General features: G+C 62.6%; 19 protein-coding genes. 11 read left to right on the forward strand and 8 right to left on the reverse strand.

Annotated elements, in window-relative coordinates; all coding sequences use genetic code 11:
- Positions 1-183 precede the first annotated feature (183 nt).
- From ACIQ2A_RS12350 to ACIQ2A_RS12360, 3 genes are all read left to right on the forward strand, one after another.
- A complete protein-coding gene (locus tag ACIQ2A_RS12350) occupies positions 184-828 on the forward strand; it encodes a chloramphenicol acetyltransferase (protein WP_398479417.1) in 645 nt (214 codons plus the stop codon).
- Between the two features lie 2 nt (positions 829-830).
- On the forward strand, positions 831-2,015 hold the full coding sequence (locus ACIQ2A_RS12355) for an alpha-D-ribose 1-methylphosphonate 5-triphosphate diphosphatase (RefSeq protein ID WP_398479419.1): 1,185 nt from the start codon (positions 831-833) through the stop codon (positions 2,013-2,015).
- Between the two features lie 78 nt (positions 2,016-2,093).
- Positions 2,094-2,795 (forward strand): DUF1045 domain-containing protein, encoded by a 702-nt coding sequence (locus tag ACIQ2A_RS12360; RefSeq protein ID WP_398479421.1) that lies wholly within the window; start codon positions 2,094-2,096, stop codon positions 2,793-2,795.
- Here ACIQ2A_RS12360 and ACIQ2A_RS12365 read toward each other — a convergent pair.
- Positions 2,792-3,994: a methyltransferase gene (locus ACIQ2A_RS12365; RefSeq protein ID WP_398479423.1), complete on the reverse strand. Its 1,203-nt coding sequence runs from the start codon at positions 3,992-3,994 to the stop codon at positions 2,792-2,794. The genes ACIQ2A_RS12360 and ACIQ2A_RS12365 overlap by 4 nt on opposite strands.
- Positions 3,995-4,397: 403 nt before the next feature.
- Here ACIQ2A_RS12365 and ACIQ2A_RS12370 point away from each other — a divergent pair, with 403 nt between their 5' ends.
- Together ACIQ2A_RS12370 and ACIQ2A_RS12375 are read left to right on the forward strand one after the other, a co-directional pair.
- Positions 4,398-4,631, forward strand: coding sequence for a hypothetical protein (locus tag ACIQ2A_RS12370; protein WP_398479426.1), 234 nt, complete (start codon positions 4,398-4,400; stop codon positions 4,629-4,631).
- Positions 4,632-4,798: 167 nt separating this feature from the next.
- Entirely contained in the window at positions 4,799-5,023 is a 225-nt protein-coding gene (locus ACIQ2A_RS12375; protein WP_398479428.1) for a hypothetical protein, read from the forward strand.
- Between the two features lie 25 nt (positions 5,024-5,048).
- Here ACIQ2A_RS12375 and ACIQ2A_RS12380 read toward each other — a convergent pair whose 3' ends face one another.
- The 3 genes from ACIQ2A_RS12380 to ACIQ2A_RS12390 all read right to left on the reverse strand — a co-directional run bounded on the left by ACIQ2A_RS12380 (position 5,049) and on the right by ACIQ2A_RS12390 (position 9,019).
- Positions 5,049-6,014 carry a VOC family protein gene (locus ACIQ2A_RS12380; protein WP_398479430.1) on the reverse strand — a complete coding sequence of 322 codons (966 nt, stop codon included), beginning with the start codon at positions 6,012-6,014 and terminating at the stop codon, positions 5,049-5,051.
- 131 nt (positions 6,015-6,145) lie between these two features.
- Entirely contained in the window at positions 6,146-7,672 is a 1,527-nt protein-coding gene (locus tag ACIQ2A_RS12385; protein WP_398479432.1) for a hypothetical protein, read from the reverse strand.
- Between the two features lie 54 nt (positions 7,673-7,726).
- Positions 7,727-9,019, reverse strand: coding sequence for an adenylosuccinate synthase (locus ACIQ2A_RS12390; protein WP_398479434.1), 1,293 nt, complete (start codon positions 9,017-9,019; stop codon positions 7,727-7,729).
- Positions 9,020-9,447: 428 nt separating this feature from the next.
- On the opposite strand from ACIQ2A_RS12390, the gene ACIQ2A_RS12395 reads away from it, so the two are divergent.
- The gene (locus tag ACIQ2A_RS12395; protein ID WP_398479436.1) at positions 9,448-9,972 is read left to right on the forward strand and encodes a FecR domain-containing protein; all 525 of its coding nucleotides are present in this window, start codon (positions 9,448-9,450) and stop codon (positions 9,970-9,972) included.
- Positions 9,973-9,995: 23 nt separating this feature from the next.
- Here the strand turns inward: ACIQ2A_RS12395 and ACIQ2A_RS12400 are convergent, their stop codons facing one another.
- Positions 9,996-10,193: a hypothetical protein gene (locus ACIQ2A_RS12400; protein ID WP_398479438.1), complete on the reverse strand. Its 198-nt coding sequence runs from the start codon at positions 10,191-10,193 to the stop codon at positions 9,996-9,998.
- Between the two features lie 13 nt (positions 10,194-10,206).
- Between ACIQ2A_RS12400 and ACIQ2A_RS12405 the strand changes: the two genes are divergently transcribed.
- Positions 10,207-11,859 (forward strand): CHASE2 domain-containing protein, encoded by a 1,653-nt coding sequence (locus ACIQ2A_RS12405; RefSeq protein WP_398479441.1) that lies wholly within the window; start codon positions 10,207-10,209, stop codon positions 11,857-11,859.
- A 25-nt stretch (positions 11,860-11,884) separates the two neighbouring features.
- Here the strand turns inward: ACIQ2A_RS12405 and ACIQ2A_RS12410 are convergent, their stop codons facing one another.
- Positions 11,885-12,802 (reverse strand): PhzF family phenazine biosynthesis protein, encoded by a 918-nt coding sequence (locus tag ACIQ2A_RS12410; RefSeq protein ID WP_398479443.1) that lies wholly within the window; start codon positions 12,800-12,802, stop codon positions 11,885-11,887.
- 96 nt (positions 12,803-12,898) lie between these two features.
- On the opposite strand from ACIQ2A_RS12410, the gene ACIQ2A_RS12415 reads away from it, so the two are divergent.
- The 4 genes from ACIQ2A_RS12415 to ACIQ2A_RS12430 all read left to right on the forward strand — a co-directional run bounded on the left by ACIQ2A_RS12415 (position 12,899) and on the right by ACIQ2A_RS12430 (position 15,031).
- A complete protein-coding gene (locus tag ACIQ2A_RS12415) occupies positions 12,899-13,561 on the forward strand; it encodes a glutathione S-transferase family protein (RefSeq protein ID WP_398479445.1) in 663 nt (220 codons plus the stop codon).
- A gap of 43 nt (positions 13,562-13,604) precedes the next feature.
- On the forward strand, positions 13,605-14,129 hold the full coding sequence (locus ACIQ2A_RS12420; protein WP_398479447.1) for a carboxymuconolactone decarboxylase family protein: 525 nt from the start codon (positions 13,605-13,607) through the stop codon (positions 14,127-14,129).
- 18 nt (positions 14,130-14,147) lie between these two features.
- A complete protein-coding gene (ybaK, locus tag ACIQ2A_RS12425) occupies positions 14,148-14,621 on the forward strand; it encodes a Cys-tRNA(Pro) deacylase (RefSeq protein ID WP_398479449.1) in 474 nt (157 codons plus the stop codon).
- 104 nt (positions 14,622-14,725) lie between these two features.
- Positions 14,726-15,031: a DUF3551 domain-containing protein gene (locus tag ACIQ2A_RS12430; protein WP_398479451.1), complete on the forward strand. Its 306-nt coding sequence runs from the start codon at positions 14,726-14,728 to the stop codon at positions 15,029-15,031.
- A 10-nt stretch (positions 15,032-15,041) separates the two neighbouring features.
- Here the strand turns inward: ACIQ2A_RS12430 and ACIQ2A_RS12435 are convergent, their stop codons facing one another.
- Both ACIQ2A_RS12435 and ACIQ2A_RS12440 read right to left on the reverse strand, forming a co-directional pair.
- Positions 15,042-15,233 (reverse strand): hypothetical protein, encoded by a 192-nt coding sequence (locus ACIQ2A_RS12435; protein WP_398479453.1) that lies wholly within the window; start codon positions 15,231-15,233, stop codon positions 15,042-15,044.
- Positions 15,230-16,375 (reverse strand): PepSY-associated TM helix domain-containing protein, encoded by a 1,146-nt coding sequence (locus ACIQ2A_RS12440; RefSeq protein ID WP_398479455.1) that lies wholly within the window; start codon positions 16,373-16,375, stop codon positions 15,230-15,232. The genes ACIQ2A_RS12435 and ACIQ2A_RS12440 overlap by 4 nt, the downstream gene beginning before the upstream one ends.
- Positions 16,376-16,430: the final 55 nt, after the last annotated feature.

The raw sequence follows: 16,430 nt of genomic DNA on the forward strand, positions 1-16,430 counted from the left end.
TAACTCCAGCGTTAACAAACCATGCACGCCTATCGCTGGCGGATGACAGCGATGTGACGCGACTGTCACAATGCCCAACCCGCAGCCCTGCACCGCACGCAGATGCAATTTCATTCACGCGTCACGTCACTGTCACGAAACGGTCTGATGACGTGCGCGCCCGCTACAGGTCATGGATGTGTCATGGTTGGAAAGATGTTGTCGCTCGATCCCGCGATCGAGCCGAGCGCGAAGTTGAAGGACGCAACATTCGGCCGCTACAATGAAGTCGGCGCCCGCACCGTGCTGCATGAAGTGTCGATGGGCGACTACTCCTATGTCGAGCACGAGGCCCAGATCGCCTATGCGAGCATCGGAAAATTCTGCTCGATCGCATCCCTGACCCGGATCAATCCCGGCAATCACCCGATGCAGCGCGCGTCGCAATCGCATTTCACCTATCGCGCCAGCGCCTATTTTCCGGGTGAGGCCGACGATGCCGATTTCTTCGCATGGCGCCGCGAACACCACTGCACCCTCGGCCACGATGTCTGGATCGGCCATGGCGCCGTCGTGCTGCCCGGTCGGCATGTGGGCACCGGCGCGGTGATCGCGGCCGGCGCCATCGTCACCAAGGACGTCCCGGCCTATACGATCGTCGGCGGCAATCCGGCTCGACCGATCCGTCGCCGCTTTTCCGAAGCCGTTGAACAGGGCCTGATGGACCTCGCCTGGTGGGACTGGGATCACGACACATTGCGACAGGCGCTGCCGGATTTCCGCAGCTTGTCGGTGGAAGACTTCTTGAGCAAATATAAGGGCGTCAAACCGCCGCAGCAGATGGGCTAAATATGACAGAAATCTATATCGAAGGTGGACGCACCCTGCTCGGCCAGGAGATCGGCGAAACCTCACTCACCATCTCGGGCAGCAGCATCGCGGATATTGCTGGCACCGCGCAGGGCGCGCTGGGCCTCGATGCGCGCGGTCTTCTTGTCATGCCGGGCATTGTCGATATCCATGGCGACGCCTTCGAACGACAATTGATGCCACGCCCCGGCGTCGATTTCCCTGTCGATGTGGCGCTGATCGACAGCGACAAGCAGGCAATCACCAATGGCATCACCACGGTCTTTCACGGTACCACCTGGTCCTGGGAACCCGGCCTGCGTGGTGCCGAGAATGCCCGCGGCCTGCTGTCGGCGATCGAAACGCTGCGTCCGCATCTCGCGGCCGACACGCGCTTTCATCTGCGGCAGGAGACATTCAATCTCGATGCCGAAGATGAGATCATCGGCTGGATCAAGGATCGCCGCATCGATCTGCTCGCCTTCAACGACCATATGGACCTGACCGGGATCACCAAGCCGGCGAAGCGCGCCAAGATGGTGGAGCGCACCGGCCTCAGCAGCCAAGCCTTCGACGAATTGGTGACTCGCGTGCTCTCGCGTGCAGATCAGGTGCCGGCATCGATCGCGCGGCTTGCTGAAGCGGCCAATGCCGCTGGCATCGCGACGCTGTCCCATGACGACAACAGCCCGGCGATGCGCGCCGGCTTCCGCGATCTCGGTGTCCGCATTGCGGAATTCCCCATCAACGAGGAAACCGCCATCGCGTCCGCCGAAGCCGGCGACTTCATCATTTATGGCGCCCCGAATGTGGTGCGCGGCGGCAGCCATACCGGCTGGACCAAGGCCTCCGACATGATCGCCAAGGGCCTGTGCTCGGTGCTGGCGTCGGACTACTATTATCCCGCGCAATTGCTCGCAGCGTTCCGCCTCGTGCATGACGGCATTCTTGCGCTGCCGCAGGCGTGGTCGCTGGTTTCCAGTGCGCCCGCGCAGGCCGCAGGCCTCACCGATCGCGGTGACATCGCGACCGGCCGCCGCGCCGACATCCTGCTGATCGACGACAGCGTGGCGCTGCGGCCGCGCATTGTCGCGGTGATCGCCAATGGCAAACTGGTGCATCTCGCAGATGCGCAGCGGCTACGACCTGCGACGCCCCTGCGACAAAAGGCGGTTGCTGCCGCCTGAGGCGAGGTTTTCCTCACGCGCATGACCTTATCCGGAAACCGGTATCCACTTTCCGGGATCATGCTTTATGCTGGGACCATGAGCGAATATCCGAGATATGCGATCTATTTCGCACCCGACGCCGACCGCGCGCTGACGCGGTTCGGCGCCGAGACACTGGGCTACGATGCCTATAGCGGCCATGACATCGATCATCCCAAGACCGTCGTCGCCGATTTTCCGGATTGGGCCGGCATCACGGCCGATCCCCGGAAATACGGTTTTCACGGCACGTTGAAGGCCCCCTTCTCGCTCGCGGGCGACCAGAGCGAAGAGGACCTGCTCGCGGCCCTCGTCGAATTCGCGGAAGAGCCGCGTGAGATTCCGATCATCGCCCCGGTCGTTCGCACCATCAGCGGCTTCACCGCCATTGTGCCGGACGAGACGGACGACGATCTGGATTTACTTGCTGAAGCCTGCGTCCGTCATTTCGAGCCGTTTCGCGCCCCGATGACCGCGGAAGATCGCGCCCGCCGCAAGCCGGACGGACTGACACCACGCCAGACCGAGCATCTCGACGATTGGGGTTACCCTCATGTGTTCGAGGATTTCCGCTTCCACATGACCCTGACCGGCCGGCTGACGGAAGAACGCGGCGCAGCCGTGCTGGCATTGCTGCAGCACCGCTTTGCCGAGCTCGGGATCGATGAGTTGAAGATCGACAGCGTGGCGCTGTTCAGACAGGATGGCAAAGACACGCGCTTTCGTATCATCAGCCACGTGGCGCTGACGCAAGACTAGCGCCGTTGCCAGACATAGAGCGCGCCTTTGGCAGGCGCGTTGGCTTCGAGGCGGATATCGACAGCCTCGCGTTCCAGCAGTTCGAAATGCGGATAGGCACAGCGGGCGACATAATCATCCGCATGGGCGAAGCGACCGGATGGCAGCAGCGCGAAACCGTTGGATGTGCTCTCGACGCTCGCCGCAAAGATGCCGCCGGATGACAGCGCCTGCGCCACAGCGGACATGATGGCATCGAGCTTGCCGAAATAGATCAACGTATCCGCCGCGAAGACGAGATCGAACTCAACCGGATAAGCTCCGAGATGCGCCAGCGCTTCGGCATGGGTAAGCGTGTCGTAGATGCGGCGACGCTCAGCCTGTTCGAGCATTCGCGCGGAGAGATCGACGCCGCTGAGCTTGCCAGCGAGCGGCCTGAGATGGGCGCCGGCAAGACCGGTGCCGCAACCGAGATCGAGTGCATGATCGAATGAAGCGCAATGGCGCTGCACCAAAGCGGCCATGCGCTCCGGCACGCGATAGCCCAACACATTCACCAGCTTGTCGTCAAAGCCTTCGGCAAATGCGTCGAAATGCGCCGCCACATAGGCGGGCGGCACGTGATCGACGGCGCGACCGGCGACCGCATCATTGAGATGGCGCTGGACCGCGTCACCGGGCTTCGCTGCGATCAGCAGCTCTCCGAGATATATGGCAGCAGCACGATGGCCATAGGCGCTCAACAGCCCGAAACCATCGCGGATCACGACATCGATCGGCTCGGCTTCCACGCCAGCGTGGGCCGGATAGTCGGCCAGCGCGTCCCCGGTCTTGCCGGCGATCATCATGGCGTAGGTTCGTGCGCGTGCGTAGCAGCGCAAGCTATCGCCCTGCAGCGGCATGGACCGCGAAGCAAGCCCGAAGGCTTCGACACTCTCTGAAAATTGACCGACCAGATAAAGCGACTTGCCAAGCAACAGGCCGATTGCGGCATCCGCAGCCCCTGCCGAGACGACCGTTTGCAGTTCTCTGGCAGCATCGCCATATCGCGCCGACCTGAAATAGGTCACGCCCAGCCCGAAGCGGGCATCGATGAGATTGGCATCATGCGCGAGTGCTTGCAGATAAGCGCGCTCTGCCGTTGCGACATCGCCGGCTGCTGCGGCGCGGCTCAGCCATGTCTGTGCATCGGCTGCACCATTGTCGGGAAGTTCTGCCATCGGACGCCGTCTCGAAATTGTCAGAGACGGCCAACGCGCCTCGAATCGAACACCGTCTTCATCTAGACATGCTGCAACTGCGTGGAAAGACGCTCCGATGCCACATGGCGCAGCGCAAACCGACACGCAGCCTTGCCTGAACCTGATCCGTCATTCGTTCGACCCATGCATGCGCATGACACGCATCGTAGACGCATGCATGTGCGGACATCCCAGCCACAGGAATGCATCGCATTTTACGTTTCGAGATATTCCAGTGGCGCCCGCCTCACAAAACATCGATACGTTCAATCGCGACCATCAACACAATGTCAGAGCGTGTCATCCACCTTTCATCACGCTGACTCAGAGGCGCCCTAAACCGCCACTACACAGTCCGCACACCTCGATCATGGAGTGCATCATGACGACCAACCCGACGACACAATCGCAGACGCCGCCGTTCGACGCGCAGCGTATTGCCGTGCTGCGCCAGGTGCTGGACATCGCCGTGGAGCAGATTGCCGTGCAGCACCGCACCCCGGCGACCAAGGCCATGATGGCGCAGATCATCGTCCGCCACGCCGCCGATGGAATCACCGACACCGGCGCTCTGGTGAATCATGCCGTCCAGGCCGGCGCTGCAGGCGCGCCGTAGCCTAAAACCTGGCCCGCGAACGGCCACGGAAGGTAACTGCTTGCGATTTCAGCGTGTTTGCAACGCATAAAAGGCTACCGCCACAGCTTCGCGGCATCGCCGCCACGTCTTCGCCAAATTAAGCCGCGACCTTTAACCTCAAGCCAACGACTTGGGGTCTTTTTTACGTGGTGGCTTTTCTTGGGGACATGATGGAGGCGACGATGATCATGTCTGAAAATTATCTACGCGACCGCGCGGAAGATTGCAGCCGGTTGGCGCAACAAGAGAGCGACCTCGACATGCGCAGCATGCTGGCGGATCTCGAACTGGATTATCGTGCGAAAGCTGTGCACGCCGCCGCCAAAGGCTGGCGCGACGCGCCACGCTATTTCGACCGCCCACACGCATAGGGGTCACTCGGTCGAGACGGCTCGGCTACGCTTTTAACAAGCGAACCTGCGTGCCCCATGGATCGGCAACGGCGAACCCGGCCGATATGGCTTCGCTCGTCATGCCCGCTTTTGTCAGACGCTGTTTGCAATCGGCCAGCAAAGTGTCGTCGGCAACCGCGAGCGAGAACCAGGCAAGTCCGGTCTCAGCGACGTTTCGCGTATGCGCGCCCTGGCTTTGCCAGACATTGATCCCGAGATGATGGTGATAGCGTCCTGACGATAGAAAGGCTGCGCCTGCGCGTTCGCGCGTGCGCTCCATTCCAATGATCCCTTCATAGAAGGCACGCGCCCGCGCGACATCACCGACACGCAGATGCATGTGGCCGATGCGCAGCGCCTTGGGCGCGACATCATATTGATCGCGCGTGGTATCCGTCAGCTTCACGATATCGTCGATGTCGAGCTGGTCCGAGCCCATGCTCACGCTATCGCCCACCCACAACCACGCAGAGGTCGGCCGATCGGAATAGACCTCGATGCCATTGCCTTCGGGATCGTCGAGATAGGAGGCTTCGCTGACGTGATGATCGGCAAAGCCGGTGAATGGCACGCGCATCAGCGCGGCATGCACCAGCCAACGCGCGAAATCGGCCCGGCTCGGCATCAGGAAGGCCGTGTGATAGAGCCCGGCCCCGCTCGGCCCGGCGAGTGGCGCCGTGGGCCGGTGGATCAGATGCAGCAAAGCTACGCCATCGACGCCGAGAACGACTTCACTGGCACTTTCGCTGATGGTCGTGAGCTTCAGGAGATCCGTGTAGAAGCGGCGCATCGCGGCGAGATCGCGCACCCGCAACGCCGCGGCGCCAACCCGCATCGGTGTCTGCTGCGCAAAAGGAAGCGGCGCGGCGACGGGGCCCACCACGCCTCCTTCGGCTCGTACCGCGCCAAGCAACGCTGCGTTGCTGGCGGCGAAGGCGGCGAGTTTCAGCACCTGACGGCGCGTGGTCATGGCGGTTGTTCCTGCGTCGAACGGATAGTCGTCGATAGAAATGCAGGGGAACCGGGTCAAGTCACGTTGGCGTGGGGATTTTTGTCATCGTTCCCCGGCGCATCATTGAGCGTCGGCGACGATGGCCGGGGCTATTCGCCCCAGGCCGCAAACGCATCGTTGAAGGCACGCTCGCCAGGCGAGCCCTTCTCGATGGCGATGATGGCACGACGCTGGTTCGTGTAGACCAGCGGAATGTCGAACCAGGAACGCTCCTTCAGGAGCTGCAGGTTGCGGACCTTGTCGCTTTCCACATTGCTGAGGCCGACCAGGAAGAAGCCATCGGTGACCTTCACCGCGAGACCGGCCAGCGGGGTGCCGCGCGCCTGCTCATTGGACTTCATCAGGATGCCCGGCACATTGGCAACGCCGCCACCATTGAAGTCCTGCGGCAGAACAAAAGTCAGCTCCGCCGTGTGGCTCGCCGGCAGCGTGGAATCGTTGTTGCGGCGGAACGACATGGTCATCTTGAACTTGCGCTCGGGAATGTCGATGTCGGCGCGTACGGCGACATCGCCGGGGCGACCGCCGCTGCCCTTGATCTGCTCGGTGCGCCACACCACCGTGCCGACGAACTGCTTGCCCTTCGGCTCCGACGGATCCTCGTCGTAGAGCACCACGCGCTGCGCCACCGGCGCAACCTGATCGGATGGCTGGCCGACGCGATCGGTGATCTTCGGCCGCGGCGCCAGCGCCCCGTCCTTGTTCTCGCTGGTCGGCGCCGGCGTGCTGCTGCTGCCGCCGAGACCGCGCACGAAGGTCATGATCTGCGGACCGGCCACGAACGCGCCGCCGATAAGGATCAGGACAAGACCAAGGATGAGAAGCGTCTTGAACGGGAAACCACCACTGACGCGTTTCGGCTTTGGTGCCTTCTGCTTCTTGGCATCCTTGCCGCGCGCGGGCGGAGCTACGGGCTCGGCCGTGTCCTGCTGGTCGATATGCTCGTCATAACCAAAGACAGAACCGCGATCTTCCATGCTCGGCTCGAGCCGGTCGAATTCCGGCGTCGGCGACGGCACATTGGCATAGGTTTTACGTGCCGCACGATTAGCCTGCGCCGCGGCGCGGCCGAGATCATCGACATCGGCGGTGACGTCGCGGAAACCGCGCATCGCGGCATCGCCACGATCGTCGCGGGCTTGCGGTGCAGCCGGCTGGTCCGGACGGCGCGGCGGCACGGGACGGCTGGTCCCCTGCTCACGCGGAATCGGCGGCGGATCGACACGCAGCGTTCGTGGCGGCCGCGCCTCGTCCGGGGCACGCGGCGGTGTCGGCGTGATCGGCTGACGGCCACGCGGCGACGGCTCGATCGGCGGCGAACCGGGGCGCTGGCTGGCCGTGCGGAACGCATCGCCGGCCCGCGACCGATTGGCATCCGTGGTCCGCGAGGCTTCGCGAGCGCGCTGTGCCGCTTCAGATTCGACCTTGCGAACGGCTTCCTCGAGCGACAGGCGCTCGCGGGTGATCTCGGATTCCGAGAGCGGCGGCTCGACGCTGCGCAATTGCGCGATCAGCGCCGTGCGGGCACGTTCATAGAGGGCACGGCGCTGCTCACCGGGGGCACTGGGGTCCAGGCCGGCGATGGCACGGGCAATCAGGGGATAGTAGTCAGCCATCTCGACTCAGTTTCGCGGGGTCCCTCAATTTGAAAGCCAACCGGTAATAGTTCGTTAAGCCTCAAACGGATTTTGTACCAGGATCGTGTCGTCGCGCTCTGGACTTGTGGAGAGCAAAGCGATCGGGCAACCGACCAGTTCCTCGACGCGGCGGACATATTTGATCGCCTGGGCCGGGAGATCAGCCCAGGAGCGCGCATTGGCGGTGGGCTCTTTCCAGCCTTCGATCGTCTCATAGATCGGCTCGATCCGCTGCTGGGCACCCTCGCCCGCCGGCAGATGGTCGATTTCCTTGCCGTCCAGCTTGTAGCCGACGCAGACCTGAATGGTGTCGAAGCCGTCGAGAATATCGAGCTTGGTCATGGCCAGGCCGTTGATGCCGCAGGTGCGGACGGTCTGGCGCACCAGCACCGCATCGAACCAGCCACAACGGCGCTTGCGGCCGGTGTTGACACCGAATTCCTTGCCGCGACGACCGATCTCTTCGCCGATCTCGTTGTCGAGCTCGGTCGGGAACGGACCGGCGCCGACGCGGGTCGTGTAGGCCTTGCAGATGCCGAGCACATAGCCGACCGCACCTGGACCGATGCCGGTGCCGGTCGCAGCCTGGGCGGCGACGGTGTTCGACGACGTCACATAGGGATAGGTGCCGTGATCGACATCGAGCAGCGCGCCCTGTGCGCCCTCGAACAGGATGCGCTTGCCTTCGCGGCGCTTGTTGTCGAGCAGCTGCCACACGGTTTCGGCATAGGGCAGCAGCGCCGGCGCGAAGGAGGCCAGGTCCTTGACCACATCGGCCGCCTTGAATTCCTCGAGGCCGAGGCCGCGGCGCAGCGCATTGTGATGCGTCAACAGGCGCTCGACCTTGTGCGGCAGGGTCTGCAGATCGGCGAGATCCATCAGACGGATGGCACGGCGGCCAACCTTGTCTTCATAGGCCGGGCCGATGCCGCGCTGGGTGGTGCCGATGGCAGTCGCCTTGCTGGCATTCTCGCGCAGCGCATCGAGTTCGCGGTGCAGCGGCAGGATCAGCGTGACGTTCTCGGCAACGCGCAGATTGTGCGGGCCGACATCGACGCCCTGCCCCTTGAGCTTGGCGACTTCATCGACGAAGGCCTGCGGGTCGAACACCACGCCATTGCCGATCACCGACAGCTTGCCGCCACGGACGACGCCCGACGGCAGCAGCGCTAGCTTGTAGGTCTTGCCATCGATGACCAGCGTATGGCCGGCATTGTGGCCGCCTTGATAGCGGGCAACCACGTCCGCCTGATCCGACAACCAATCAACGATCTTGCCCTTACCCTCGTCGCCCCACTGGGCGCCGACGACGACAACATTGGCCATTTGGCGCTAGTCCTCTGAAAAAACACGCGTCAAAGCGTGATCGCTGCGGAAAACGGTCTGCCGTTTACCGGACCACGCCCAGGCATCCGCCCAAACGCGCCAGAAGACGCTGTCTGCGATGCAAACCGGGAATAAAGGAAGAAGGCGGTGAAGACAAGCGCAAGGGCCGGAAAAACGCTCACGTCAAGCGTCGGCAAACCTTTGATATCCCCTGAAAATTTCAGAGAATACGGCGACATTCTGGCGACGCCCGGCAGGATTGCGAATGGGTCGCATTCTCACTTAAGCGTGAGCTGATTTGATCTGGCCTATGCGCTCTATCGCACTGCAAAACACACACCCTATATGGCTACCGCCGTCAAACTCTCGCGCACGTTGAGAGAAAGCCATCGATGCACGTACACGCATCATCTTTCAGGAGCCATCCCATGAACGTTTTCACCCGGGCATCCATTGTGACCCTCGCAGCCGTCATTGCGTGCCTCGGGGAGGCTTTGGCGCAACCGGCTAATTTCGGCTGCACCGCATCACCGTCACCTGCCCTGACTCAGACCCTGACCTGCAATGGCGGCATCACCATCGTGGTGGAAAGTGGCGCGCAGTTCACCTTGCTGGACCGTGACCGCAATGGCCGCGTCGATGCCGTCGATCTGCAAAGCAAGGCGGTGCTGGTCAACGTACCCAAACAAAAGGGCGGACGTCGCTTCGAAGTGCTGACCCCGCAGGCGATTGCCGCCGTGCGGGGGACAGAATGGGCCGTAGATGCCGAGGGCAACAAGACCTCCGTCTTCGTCCAGGCCGGGCGCGTCGGCGTCCGCCGGCCTGCGCGACCGGGCAGCGTCACCCTCAGCCCCGGAGACGGCGTCGATGTCGACACCACGGCTACGCCGCTCGTGGTTCGCCGGTGGCCAGATGCGCGCGTGGCCGCGCTGATGGCTCGTCTCGGACGTTGACGCTGATGATCAAAGGCCACGGGCTATGGACCCCGGTGACGGTCGTTGTGGCCGGCCTCTGGGCTGCAGCGCTCACGCTCGGGCACGGTTCGACTGACATCGGCTTCATTGATCGCATCGAGGCCACCTTCACCGACCTTCGCACGCAGATCCGCGGCCCCAAGGCACCGCCGGATCTCGTCACCATCATTGCCATCGACGATCAGGTCGTGCGCGAGCAAGGGGCATTATCCGTTGCCCCGCGCGACGCTGGCGCGACTTGTCGAGGAGATTGCCAGATACAAACCGAAAGTACTCGCCCTCGATGTGTTGCTCATCGATGCCGGACCGGCACAGGACGATGAAGCGCTAGCGAGGGCACTCGGCACGACCAAGTCTGTGATCGCTGCGGCTGCGACGTTCAACGAAACCCGGCAGGCGGTTGGAAGCAAGGACGGCGGTCCATTCGCCGAACTCCCGATTGCGTCGGATTTTCTGATGCCGCGAAAGCAGTTTGCCGATCAGGCCGAGGTCGGCATCGTCAACCTCAACACCGATAGCAGCGGCGCGCCGCGCGCGATGCCCATGCTGATCCACTCCGCCGACCGGATCATGCTGTCGATGCCGTTGCGCGTGGCCAGCGCGGCGTCCGATGATGAACTGGTCATCGACAACAACACGTTCAGGTTAGCCGGCCGAGGCGTGCCGACCGATGTCGGCCACCTGCTGCCGATGTCCTATTACGGTCCGCGCGGCACCATCCGGACCATCGGCGCGTCACGTGTATTGGCAGGGGATATCACGCCGTCCGGCATCGAAGGCCGCGTTGTCGTACTCGGTGTCACCGTGACGGGCGGTGGAGACACTTTTTCGACGCCATTCGACCCGGCTATGCCAGGTGTCGAAGTGCTATCGACGGCGATCACGCATCTGCTGGCAAAAGACACGCTGATCCGCAACGCGACCATCCGCCTGTTCGACGCCGGCTTTGCCATCGCCCTTGCCGTGTTGTGCGTCGCATTGCTGGCATGGCGGCGCAATGCCGCCGGACTGCTGGCCATTGTTGCGGTCATGTCGCTATGGGCGATACTGAATACCATCGCCTATGCCCATGGCATCTGGATGAGTGCCGCCTTGCCGCTGGTTGCCGCCGGACCACCGACGATTGCCTTCGGCGCCCTGCAGATCTGGATCGGCCGAAAACACGCGGCCGATCTGGATGCCCGTAGCGCATTGATGCGCCAGTTCCACGCGCCACGCCTGCGCGACTGGATCCTGGCCTATCCGGATTTTCTGCTGCATCCACGTCATCAGGACGCCGCGGTCATCTTCATCGATCTGTCGAGCTTCACGACCCTGAGCGAGACCACCGATCCGCACATGATGCGCGAGATGCTCAAATCGTTTCACGCATTGGTCGATGACGTGACGGTCGCCCATGGCGGTCTCGTCATCAACTTCATGGGCGACGGGGCGATGATCCTGTTCGGATTACCACAGCCAGCCGATGACGACGCTGCACGCGCCGTGCAATGCTGCATCGATCTGACGCGTGGCGCCGAGCGATGGCTCGAGACGCTGCCCGCGTCGATATCCGCCAAGACCGGATTCAAGATTGGTGCGCATTTTGGTGAGATCGTCGCCTCGCGGCTCGGCGGCGACAGCTACCAGCACATCACCGCAACCGGCGATACCGTGAATATCGCGAGCCGCCTGATGGAAGTCGCCGCGAGCCGTGGCGCCCACGTTGCCATGACCGACAGCCTGCTCTGCAAGGCCGGCGATCATTCGTGCATCCGGAACACGGGCATACTATCCGGGCCTACTCTGGTCAAAATCCGCGGTCGGCGCACAGGCGTCAACGTATGGTTCTGGCAAAGCGAACCTGGACAGACGGACCGCTCCTAGACCGGATGCACGTCTGCGCGTCTTGCTAAGCAGCAATCGCAAGACGTCCCTGCATGAGAGGAACACAGCGACCTGCGATACGGACACGCTCCACCTCTCCGCCGCGCTTCTCGACGTCGATCTCGATCCTGCTCGGCCGCCCCATCTCGATCCCCTGCTCGATGACAATGTTTGCTGTCATGTCAGTCCGCGTGTCGAGGCTGCAGAGATAGGCCGCAAGTGCCGCACAGGCACTCCCTGTCGCGGGATCTTCCGGGATATTGCTGAGCGGCGCAAACATCCGGGCACGCAAATGCTCGATGCCCTTGCCCGTCCGGACATAAGCGAAGGTGGCGAAGCGATCGTCGCGGTGCCAATAGGCACGCCCAGCCAGCGTGAATGCCGCCATATCGGGGCTTGCCGAAGCCAGCGCGTCGAGACCGGCCAGTTCGGCGACCGCAAATGGCAGGCCGACCGATACGATGCATGGCTCATGCGCATCGACGACAATGGCGCTGGGCTGAAGCGACAGACATCCCGCCATGGCATCCAATGCAACCACCTTGCCGATTGTCAGCGCTTGCGGCGCGACAAAGCCCGCGCCGACCGTGCGGCCATCCTCCCGCATGAGATCGAGATGAACGAGGCCGGCCTTCTCCTCAAAAATCATCTGCGCGCCAACCGGCTTGCCGAAGATCTCGCCGCGACCTCCCAGCACAAAAGCCGTGCCGACATTCGGGTGCCCCGCAAACGGGATTTCATCCGTCGGCGTGAAGATGCGGACGCGTGCGGTGTGAGCGGGGTCGTCAGGCGGAAAGACGAACGTCGTTTCGGAATAATTGAATTCGCGCGCAATCTTCTGGAGGTCAGCCTCGGCAATCCCCCGTGCATCCGGAAACACTGCGAGCGGATTGCCGCCGAATGGCTTATCGGTGAAAACATCGACGGTCACATATTCGGACATGGCACACCTTCTTCGTGGCGGCAAAGCTGCGATTGGCAATCAGCGCCTGAACCTGCGATCATAGGCGAAAATACCAACACTGGAAGGACACGCGCGATGCCAACCTACCGCCTGCACTATTTTCCGGAATCCGGAAACAGTTTCAAACTCGCGCTGATGCTCACGCTGTGTGGGCAATCGTTCGAACCGGTATGGACGGACTTCAACGGCGGCGTGACTCGGAGCAAGGAATGGCGCGCCGCGGTCAATCCGATGGGCGAGATTCCGGTACTCGAAGTGGACGGCGAGAAGCTGACGCAGACGGCGCCGATCCTGCTGCAGCTCGCGCAACAATTCGGCCAGTTCGACGGCGACAGCGATGCGGAACGATTCGAGATCCTGCGCTGGCTGTTCTGGGACAACCACAAGCTCACCGGCTATATGGCGACCTATCGCTTCCAGCGCGCGTTCATGCCGACTGTCGACCCGCATGTGCAGACCTATTTTCGCAGGCGGCTCGGCGATTTTCTCGGCATTCTCGACACCCATCTGCAAAGCAATGCCTTCGCGATCGGCGCCAAACCGAGCGTCGCCGACATCTCGATGATGGCCTATCTGCATTTTCCTGCTGACGAACACGGCTTCGACTTCGCGGTAAGCCATCCGGCCATCCGCGCATGGCTGGACCGCATGGCGAAGTTGCCGGGCTATAAACCGGCCTACGAGCTGTTGCCCGGTCAGCGGATGATGAATTACGCGAAAGACGGATCGCGCGACTGATCCGCCGCTCACGCAGAACAAGAAACAGACCCGAGGAACCAGTATGGCCCGCATCGACTACAGCGATCCCGCAACCGCCAGCGAACGCACGCGCGAACTGCTCGGCAAGAACCGCAATGCCAACATCTTCCGCATGATGGCGCATTCGCCGAGCTATCTTGAACAATATTGCCGGCTTGGCGGCGCGATCCGTAACAAAGGCGAGCTCGATCCCGTGATCCGCGAACTTGCGATCACGCGCACGGGCATCCTTTGCGAAGCTCCGTACGAAGTGGCCGCACACAAGCGGATCGGCGGTTATGTCGGCGTCAGCGACGAGCAGAATGCAGCCCTCGACGACTGGGAAAGCGCAACCTGCTTCGACGATACTCAGCGCGCAGCGCTCGCCTTCACGGACGAGATCGTGAAACTGCACCGGCCCTCCGACGCGACCTTCCAGGCGATTGCAGCCAGGCTCACACCCGGCGCGCTGGTGGAGTTGCAGCTGTCTGTCGGCTTCTACATCATGACCTCGAAATTTCTCGAAACCTTTGCTATCGACATGCAGCCGGTCACCGAGGTCGTGTGATCTTTCAACGAGCTTCCGATGTCCAAGTCCACCCGCGCCACCCAGACACTCGCCAAGCTGGGTGCCACCTTCACGCTGCATACCTATGACTACGATCCCGATGCCGAGAGCATCGGGCTGCAGGCGGCGGAAGCGCTCGGCATCGCGCCACAACGCATGCTCAAGACGCTGATGGCGGATGTCGACGGCAAGCCGGTTTGCGTGGTGGTGCCGTCGGACAAGGAAGTGAGCATGAAGAAGCTTGCCGCGGCTTTTCGCGGCAGGTCAGCGAAGATGATGAAGCCGGCCGACGCCGAGCGCATCACGGGATACCATGTGGGCGGCATCAGCCCGTTCGGGCAGAAGAAGCGTGTGCCCACGGCGATCGAACAGGCCGCACTGGCCGAGACCACGGTCTATCTGAATGGCGGCCAGCGCGGACTGCAGATCGAGATCGCTCCGGACGTAGCACGGACCGCACTGGATGCGATGACCGCCACATTGACGGATTGAAGCGCATCACACTGCTGGCATCGCGGCAATGAACCGCTGGGTGGTCCGGGAACACCGATATAGACTTCGCATTGTTGTCGTCGAACCTCGAAGGGAGCATCGACATGCGCGCAATCCTCGCCGCTACCGCATTTCTCGTCGCCGCAGGCGGCCTCAGCAGCATTGGCGTGACCTCCGCCGAAGCCCGCGACTATCCATGGTGCTCGCGCACCTCGGCCACCGGATTCAATCCGGACTGCGCTTTCACGTCCTACCCGCAATGCATGGCCACCGTCAGCGGCCAGCGCGGCGACTGCATGCGTAACCCGTTCATCGCGTTCGGAGAGCAGCGCGAGTCGCGCCGCAAGGGGCGCCAGTATCGCGAACAGCAGAATGACTGGAACAATAACGGCTGGGCTCCGCGCTGGTAAATAGCGCGGCTCAGCCCTTTCGCCAATAAGCCCATGCGGCGATGGCGATCGGCAGGCCGACGCCGAACCACGAGAAATAGCGGCCGAGATCGCCGGCGAGCAGCGCCGACAGGAGCCCCACCAGCGAGAGCACGCCGATCACGATCGGCGCACCGAATACGCGCAGCCATGGCGGGCGCTGCGAGGACACCGGCTCGCTCATGACGAGGCCTGTGCGATGGCTGCTGCATTTGGAGCAACACGCGCCGGCCGTCGCTGCTTCCGACGGCGCGCGATGTAGAGATAGAGTCCGCTCCCAAGCACGATCATCGTGAACACGGTCAGCAGCGCCCAGATGATCTTCAGCGGCATGCCGCCATAATCACCGAAATGCAGCGGTTGCGAGACCAGCACCGCTTTCAGATAAAGTGGCAGGTCGCTGGTGCTGGACACTGTTCCGGTCTCGCCATCGAGCAGCACCGGCTTCACCAGCCGCGACGTCAGCGGCGTGTCGCCGCGCAGGAACACTGCGAAGTGATGCGTCGACGTGAAGGGCGTTCCCGGAAATGCAATGAAGGCCGGCTCCATGCCCGGCGTCGCCGTCATGGCGTTGCGGACCACGGCATCCAGAGACGCCAGCTTCGTCGGCGTCGGCTGCCCGGCATAGGGCGCGGCAACGGCGGTGAGTTCGTTACGTTGCCAGACGCCGAGCAGCAATTCGGCATAGGCATTGAGAACGCCGGTGCCACCCACGACCAATGCCCAGACGACGGTGACGACACCCAGCAGGTTGTGCCAGTCGAGCCACCAGACCCGCCGCGACTTCTGCTTCCGGATCGCTGCGAAATTCAGCCGCCGGGTGAATGGCCAATACAGCACCACGCCTGACACAATGGCGACCATGAACACGAAGCCCATCAGCCCCATGAACCATTTGCCGGGCAGGCCGAGATACATATCGGTATGCAGCCGCAGCATCACGAGCATGGGGCCGGTGCCGAGCAGGCCCACGGGCTTGGCCGTATAAGCATCGAGGGCCTTGACCACCGTTGTCTGCGGATCCGACGTCACCGTCTTGTTGGTGAAGGTCGAAACCATCCACGGCTCGTCCTTGTCCCAGCCCATATAGAGCATGACATTGCCGGGATGATCGGCCAGCGCAGCGCGGCCGATGTCGTCGAGGCTGAGCTTCGCCGCGCCGGCCGGGCGCACATCCGGCTGTGGCGAATAACCGAGCACATCGTCGATCTCATGATGGAAGATCAACGGCAGCCCCGTGAGACAGAGCAGCAGCAGAAAGACGGTTGAGATCAGACTGGTCAAAGTGTGGATCACCGACCAGACGCGGGCCGTTCGTGCTTTCAACGGATCGCTCCCTCAAGCGCAGAAAATGCAAATGTCGCCTCCGACGACCGGAGAC

The organism is Tardiphaga sp. (genome assembly GCF_044336785.1).
Classification (GTDB): Bacteria; Pseudomonadota; Alphaproteobacteria; order Rhizobiales; family Xanthobacteraceae; genus Tardiphaga.

Bases quoted from the DNA above. Each gene is read 5' to 3' on its own strand.
- ACIQ2A_RS12350 (WP_398479417.1), top strand. From the start codon at position 184: ATGGTTGGAAAGATGTTGTCGCTCGATCCCGCGATCGAGCCGAGCGCG.
- ACIQ2A_RS12355 (WP_398479419.1), top strand. From the start codon at position 831: ATGACAGAAATCTATATCGAAGGTGGACGCACCCTGCTCGGCCAGGAG.
- ACIQ2A_RS12360 (WP_398479421.1), top strand. From the start codon at position 2,094: ATGAGCGAATATCCGAGATATGCGATCTATTTCGCACCCGACGCCGAC.
- ACIQ2A_RS12365 (WP_398479423.1), bottom strand. From the start codon at position 3,994: ATGGCAGAACTTCCCGACAATGGTGCAGCCGATGCACAGACATGGCTG.
- ACIQ2A_RS12370 (WP_398479426.1), top strand. From the start codon at position 4,398: ATGACGACCAACCCGACGACACAATCGCAGACGCCGCCGTTCGACGCG.
- ACIQ2A_RS12380 (WP_398479430.1), bottom strand. From the start codon at position 6,014: ATGACCACGCGCCGTCAGGTGCTGAAACTCGCCGCCTTCGCCGCCAGC.
- ACIQ2A_RS12385 (WP_398479432.1), bottom strand. From the start codon at position 7,672: ATGGCTGACTACTATCCCCTGATTGCCCGTGCCATCGCCGGCCTGGAC.
- ACIQ2A_RS12390 (WP_398479434.1), bottom strand. From the start codon at position 9,019: ATGGCCAATGTTGTCGTCGTCGGCGCCCAGTGGGGCGACGAGGGTAAG.
- ACIQ2A_RS12395 (WP_398479436.1), top strand. From the start codon at position 9,448: ATGAACGTTTTCACCCGGGCATCCATTGTGACCCTCGCAGCCGTCATT.
- ACIQ2A_RS12410 (WP_398479443.1), bottom strand. From the start codon at position 12,802: ATGTCCGAATATGTGACCGTCGATGTTTTCACCGATAAGCCATTCGGC.
- ACIQ2A_RS12415 (WP_398479445.1), top strand. From the start codon at position 12,899: ATGCCAACCTACCGCCTGCACTATTTTCCGGAATCCGGAAACAGTTTC.
- ACIQ2A_RS12420 (WP_398479447.1), top strand. From the start codon at position 13,605: ATGGCCCGCATCGACTACAGCGATCCCGCAACCGCCAGCGAACGCACG.
- ybaK (WP_398479449.1), top strand. From the start codon at position 14,148: ATGTCCAAGTCCACCCGCGCCACCCAGACACTCGCCAAGCTGGGTGCC.
- ACIQ2A_RS12430 (WP_398479451.1), top strand. From the start codon at position 14,726: ATGCGCGCAATCCTCGCCGCTACCGCATTTCTCGTCGCCGCAGGCGGC.
- ACIQ2A_RS12435 (WP_398479453.1), bottom strand. From the start codon at position 15,233: ATGAGCGAGCCGGTGTCCTCGCAGCGCCCGCCATGGCTGCGCGTATTC.